Origin of the sequence: Sphingomonas sp. (genome assembly GCF_036387535.1) — a bacterium.
In the GTDB taxonomy this organism is placed as follows: Bacteria; Pseudomonadota; Alphaproteobacteria; order Sphingomonadales; family Sphingomonadaceae; genus Sphingomonas_R.
Window position 1 is genome coordinate 1 of record NZ_DASVTO010000023.1, and the last position, 6,076, is coordinate 6,076.

Here is a 6,076-nt window from a genome sequence, read left to right on the forward strand (position 1 = left end):
CCATCGCCGGCGCCGCGGTTGTCGCGATCAAGGCCACAACGACTGCGCTACGGATCAATGCACGAAATGACATAGCTATCCCCCCAAAGATTACCGCGAATTAACCTCATTTCTGGTTGCGGTAAGTGGGTGAAACGACATTTTCATGCACATTCGATGACGATTGCGCGTCAGGCCAATATGCCGTCATGCAGCCGCACCACGCGGTCCATCTTTGCCGCCAGCCGTTCATTGTGGGTCGCGACCAGCGCCGCCGAGCCTTCGCCGCGCACCAGCCGCAGGAACTCGGCCAGCACGATATCTGCGGTATGTTCATCCAGGTTGCCGGTCGGTTCGTCCGCCAGCACCAGCGCCGGCCGGTTGGCCAGCGCCCGCGCGACCGCGACGCGCTGCTGCTCGCCGCCCGACAGCGCGCTGGGGCGGTGCGCCATCCGGTTCGCCAGGCCGAGCGCCGCCAGCAGCGTTTCGGCCCGCTCCTGCGCCGCCGCCCGCGTGCCGCCGCGGATCAGCGCCGGCAGCACCACATTCTCCGCCGCGGTGAAATCCGGCAGCAGGTGATGGAATTGATAGATGAAACCCAGGGAGTCGCGCCGCACCCGCGTCCGGCCCTGCGCGTCCAGGCGCGCCGCTTCCTCGCCCGCGATCCGAATCGATCCCTCGAACCCGCCTTCCAGCAAGCCGACCGCCTGCAACAGCGTCGACTTGCCCGACCCGGACGGCCCCACCAACGCCACGATTTCACCCGCACCGACGCTCAGGTCGACGCCGCGCAACACCGCGATCGTCTCGCCCCCTTGCTGGAAACTGCGGCGCAGGTCGGTGACCTCCAGGACATTACTCATAGCGCAACACCTGCACCGGATCGGTATTCGCCGCCTTCCACGCCGGATACAGCGTGAACAGGAAGGTCGAGCCGATCGCCATCGCCACGATCGCGAATACCTCGACCGGATCGGTCCGCGCCGGCATTTCGGTCAGGAACCGGATCGATGGATCCCACAAGTTCTGACCGGAAATATATTGCACCCCGTCGACGATATCCTGCCGGAACCGCAGCAGGATGAACCCGAGCAGAACCCCCGCCAGCGTCCCCAGCGCACCCACCGACACCCCCACCGTCATGAAAATCCGGATCATCGCCCCGCGCGATGCGCCCATGGTGCGCAGGATCGCGATGTCGCGCGTCTTGGCTCGCACCAGCATGATCAGCGACGACAGGATGTTGAACGCCGCGACCAGGATGATCAGCGACAGGATCCAGAACATGACAACGCGTTCGACCGACAGCGCCTCGAACAGGCTGGCATTGTTCTGGCGCCAGTCGCGGATCTCGGCCTGGCCCGATACCTTGGGCACCAGCGGCTTGATGATGTCCTGCACGCGGTCGGCATCGGTCGTGACCAGTTCGACCATCTCGACGCTGTCGCCCAGCATCAGCAATGTCTGCGCATCTGACATCGGCATGATGACGAACGCATTGTCATAATCATAAACGCCGACTTCAAAGATCGCGCCTACCGTATAACCGACCGATCGCGGCAGCGTGCCGAACGGGGTCGTCTGCCCCTGCGGACTGATCACCGTGATCGGGGCGCCGACCGATGCGCCCAGCGTCTCCGCCAGCCGCGCACCGATGGCGACCTCGCCCGATCCCGGGCGGATATTGTCCAGGCTGCCCGCGACGACATGATCACGGATTAGCGGATTGCCGACGATGTCGCGCATCTCCATCCCGCGCACGATGATGCCGGCGACACGCCCGTTCAGGCTGCCCATCAACGGTTTTTCGATCAGCGGCGTCGCCGATACCACCCCCGGCGTTCGCCGCGCCTCCGCCGCGATCGTGCGCCAGTCCGGCAACGATCCGCCATAGCCCTGCACCACCGCATGCCCGTTCAGCCCCGCGGTCTTGTCGAACAGGTCGGCGCGGAACCCGTTCATCACGCTCATCACGGTGATCAGTGCAGCCACGCCCAGCATCACCCCGACCATGCTGATCGACGCGACCACGAAGATGAAGGATTCGCTGCGTCCCGGCAGCAGGTACCGCCGGGCGATCATGCGTTCGTAGCGATTGAGGATCATGACGACGCCACTTGGCGGACGCAATGTGAACAGACGCTGCATTCCAAGCGGACCCCCGCCCGCGCAGGGGTACGGGATCCGGCCCTCACCCCGCCACCCGCGCCACCGCGGCCTCGACCGACAGTTCCAGCTTCTCGCCGGTCGCGCGCCGCTTCACCTCGACGACGCCCTTTTCCAGCCCCTTGGGACCGATCACGATCTGCCAGGGCACACCGATCAGGTCCATGGTCGCGAACTTGGCGCCGCCGCGCTCGTCGCGGTCGTCATACAGCACCTCGAACCCTCCAGCTTGCAGTCGCTTGTAGAGATCGTCCGCCGCCGCGGTGCAGGCCGGGTCGTCGGCACGCATGTTGATCAGCCCGACGGCATAGGGCGCCACCGCATCCGGCCAGATGATGCCGCGGTCGTCATGGCTCGCCTCGATGATCGCGCCGACCAGCCGGCTGACCCCGATACCATAGCTGCCCATATGCGGGTGGACCGGCGCACCGTCCGCGCCCTGCACCGCCAGTCCCATCGATGCCGAATATTTGGTCCCGAAGTAGAAGATGTGCCCGACCTCGACCCCGCGCGACTGGCGCAGCGCATCGCCCGCCGCGGCCTCCGCCGCCGGATCGCGCTTCTCGTCGGTCGCGGCATAATCGGCCGTATAGCCGTCGACGATCGCCTGCAACGCGGCGGCGTCATCGAAATCGACCTCTGCCGGCTCGGCCGCCGCATCCCAGTTGCTGTGATAGAAAACGTCGCTTTCGCCGGTCGGCGCCAGCACGATGAACTCATGGCTCAGGTCGCCGCCGATCGGGCCGGTATCCGCCTGCATCGGGATCGCGCGAAGGCCCATGCGGGCGAAGGTGCGCAGATACGCCACGAACATCCGGTTGTAACTGTGCCGCGCGCCCGCCTCGTCCATGTCGAACGAATAGGCATCCTTCATCAGGAATTCGCGCCCGCGCATGACGCCGAAGCGCGGCCGCACCTCGTCCCGGAACTTCCACTGGATGTGGTAAAGCGTGCGCGGCAGGTCGCGGTAGCTGCGCGCCGCATCGCGGAACAGCGCCGTCACCATTTCCTCGTTGGTCGGTCCGAACAGCATTTCGCGGTCATGCCGGTCGGTAATCCGCAGCATTTCCGGGCCATAGGCGTCGTATCGACCGGACTGCCGCCACAACTCGGCCGACTGCATCGTCGGCATCAGCAGTTCGACCGCGCCCGACCGGTCCTGCTCCTCGCGTACGATCCGTTCGATGTTGCGCAATACCTTCAGCCCCAGCGGCAGCCATGCATAGATGCCGGCCGCGGTCTGCCGCACCAATCCCGCGCGCAGCATCAGCTTGTGACTGACGATCTGGGCGTCGGCCGGCGATTCCTTCATCACGGGCAACAGATATCGGGAAAGGCGCATCGAACGGGGATCCGGGTCTGTGACAGGGCGCGCCCGCTCTAGGACGGCCGCCGTCCGGCGACAAGTCGAGCAGATATGTTGCAACACTGACACAGGGTGCCGTCTTTCGCACACTTGATGTTTCTCAATGGATGACAGGCGCGCGATCAGGGCGTAGCTCTTTGCTCACGAACACAGGCAACGCCATGGTTCGGGGAGGCTTTGGAGCCCATGGGTCGTCAGGGGGCGGTCCATTGAGAGCCCAGGCAAAAAATGGGGGCTGACGAGTCATCGTCACGCAGGCGCCCGGGTCGGAAACGACCCGGGCGTTTGCTTTTTTGTTGGCTTCCGCTCAACCGATGCGCCCGATCCGATCTCCACGCGTTTCCTGATCACTCATCATCAGGAGCAATCATGGCCAGCCAGCCCCCCATCCCCGAAGTCCCCGGTTCAACGCCGGTCGACGTCCCCGTGCCGACCCCGGTCGATCCCACGCCCCCGACGCCCAGTGATCCGGTCGTCCCGACGCCGTCCGATCTGCCGACGACGGACGGCTGATCGTTTTACCCGATGCTAGGCAAAGGCGGTGCAGGGTGTCGACATGGTGCCCAACCGCTACAGCAGCCTGTTCCGCAGCCGCTGGCGTGCCCTGTTCTGGGCCGCCGGCATCTGCTGGTCCGCCGTGTCGTTCACCAGCTACATGACTCCCGAACCGGACGGCGCCGTAACCCCGGCTAACGATGCTACCAGTCTCGACGACCTCCACACCCTCGTGGCGAAAATAGAACCCTAGCCCGTCCAGCCGCGGTCAGACCGGCGCCGCGCGCCTCAGACGAGGCGGCTTTGCGCCACTGCGGCCGCGATGAAGCTCTTGAACAGCGGATGCGGATCGAACGGTTTGGATTTCAGTTCGGGATGGAACTGCACACCCACGAACCAGGGATGATCGGGCCGCTCGACGATCTCGGGCAATTCGCCATCGGGTGACATGCCCGAAAATACCAGCCCGCCCTTTTCCAGCGCGTCGCGGTAATGGACGTTGACCTCATACCGGTGGCGATGCCGTTCCGAGATCGCCTCGCCGCCATAGATGCTGGCGACATGGCTGTTGCCGGACAGCTGCGCGTCATAGGCGCCCAGCCGCATCGTCCCGCCCAGGTCGCCGCCCGCGGCACGCGTCTGCAACCCGGCCTCCGTCATCCATTCGGTGATCAGGCCGACCACCGGTTCCGACGTGTCGCCGAATTCGGTGGTGGACGCACCCGCAATCCCGGCGGTGTTCCGCGCGCCTTCGACGCACGCCATCTGCATGCCGAGGCAGATGCCGAAATAGGGCACCTTGCGTTCGCGCGCGAACCGCACGCTGGCGATCTTGCCCTCCGACCCGCGTTCCCCGAATCCGCCCGGCACCAGGATCGCGTGCAGCGGTTCCAGTTGCGCGGCGAGCCCGTCGGCGTCCTGCTCGAACAATTCGGCATCCAGCCAGCGGATATGGACCTTCACCTTGTTGGCGATGCCGCCATGGACCAGCGCTTCGTGCAGCGACTTGTACGCATCCTGCAGCCCGACATATTTGCCGACCACGCCGACCGTGACCTCGCCCTCGGGATGTTCGACCCGCTCCACGATCTCGCTCCAGCGCGACAGGTCGAGCGGTGCGGAGGCATCCAGGTGGAACGCGTCGAGGACAGCGCGGTCGAGCCCCTCGACATGATATTGCAGCGGGACGCCGTAGATCGTCTTCGCATCCAGCGCAGGGATGACGGCTTCCTTGCGGACGTTGCAGAACAGCGCGATCTTTGCCCGGTCGCTGTCCGGCAACGGCCGTTCGCAGCGGCAGACGAGCACGTCGGGCTGAATGCCGAGCGCGGTCAGGTCGCGCACGCTGTGCTGGGTCGGCTTCGTCTTCAATTCGCCCGCCGCCGCGATGTAGGGCACCAGCGTCAGGTGGACGAACGCGGTGCGATCGCGGCCCAGATCGTTCCGCAACTGGCGGATCGCCTCCATGAACGGCAGCGATTCGATATCGCCGACGGTGCCGCCAATCTCGCAGAGCACGAAATCCAGTCCGTCCGTATCCGCACGCGCGAATTCCTTGATCGCGTCGGTGACGTGCGGGATCACCTGCACCGTCGCGCCCAGATAATCGCCGCGCCGTTCCTTGGCGATGATCGTCTGATAGATGCGGCCGGAGGTGATATTGTCCGATTGCCGGCTGGGAACGCCGGTGAAGCGCTCATAATGCCCGAGGTCCAGATCGGTCTCCGCGCCGTCATCGGTCACATAGACTTCGCCATGCTGATAGGGCGACATCGTACCGGGATCGACGTTCAGATAGGGATCGAACTTGCGGATCCGCACCGTGTATCCGCGCGCCTGCAACAGCGCCGCGAGGCTGGCGGCCATAAGGCCCTTGCCGAGTGACGAGACCACGCCACCGGTGATGAAAATGAACCGTGTCATGGGAGTATCGCGTTAGCGGCGTGGGACCGGAGAGGGCAAGGCCCCGACTCCGATGCGACCGGATTTAGCTGGGGATGGATCGTGGCGTGGGGCATATGTCGCTCGACACGGCTCAAGCCATTTCATCTCATTTCCGGTCGGTTAGAG

General features: G+C 65.0%; 6 protein-coding genes. 2 read left to right on the top strand and 4 right to left on the bottom strand.

Annotation, left to right across the window (positions count from 1 at the left end; genetic code table 11):
• Positions 1 to 170: 170 nt before the first annotated feature.
• The 3 genes from VF649_RS02205 to proS all read right to left on the bottom strand — a co-directional run bounded on the left by VF649_RS02205 (position 171) and on the right by proS (position 3,487).
• A complete protein-coding gene (locus VF649_RS02205; RefSeq protein WP_331010324.1) occupies positions 171 to 842 on the bottom strand; it encodes an ABC transporter ATP-binding protein in 672 nt (223 codons plus the stop codon).
• Complete coding sequence (locus VF649_RS02210) at positions 835 to 2,085, bottom strand: lipoprotein-releasing ABC transporter permease subunit (protein ID WP_331010329.1); 1,251 nt, start codon at positions 2,083 to 2,085, stop codon at positions 835 to 837. The genes VF649_RS02205 and VF649_RS02210 overlap by 8 nt, the downstream gene beginning before the upstream one ends.
• Positions 2,086 to 2,170: 85 nt before the next feature.
• Positions 2,171 to 3,487 carry a proline--tRNA ligase gene (gene proS, locus VF649_RS02215; RefSeq protein WP_331010325.1) on the bottom strand — a complete coding sequence of 439 codons (1,317 nt, stop codon included), beginning with the start codon at positions 3,485 to 3,487 and terminating at the stop codon, positions 2,171 to 2,173.
• A 393-nt stretch (positions 3,488 to 3,880) separates the two neighbouring features.
• Here proS and VF649_RS02220 point away from each other — a divergent pair, with 393 nt between their 5' ends.
• The gene (locus tag VF649_RS02220; RefSeq protein WP_331010326.1) at positions 3,881 to 4,024 is read left to right on the top strand and encodes a hypothetical protein; all 144 of its coding nucleotides are present in this window, start codon (positions 3,881 to 3,883) and stop codon (positions 4,022 to 4,024) included.
• 28 nt (positions 4,025 to 4,052) lie between these two features.
• A complete protein-coding gene (locus VF649_RS02225; RefSeq protein ID WP_331010327.1) occupies positions 4,053 to 4,259 on the top strand; it encodes a hypothetical protein in 207 nt (68 codons plus the stop codon).
• A 35-nt stretch (positions 4,260 to 4,294) separates the two neighbouring features.
• Here the strand turns inward: VF649_RS02225 and VF649_RS02230 are convergent, their stop codons facing one another.
• The gene (locus VF649_RS02230; RefSeq protein ID WP_331010328.1) at positions 4,295 to 5,929 is read right to left on the bottom strand and encodes a CTP synthase; all 1,635 of its coding nucleotides are present in this window, start codon (positions 5,927 to 5,929) and stop codon (positions 4,295 to 4,297) included.
• Positions 5,930 to 6,076 lie beyond the last annotated feature (147 nt).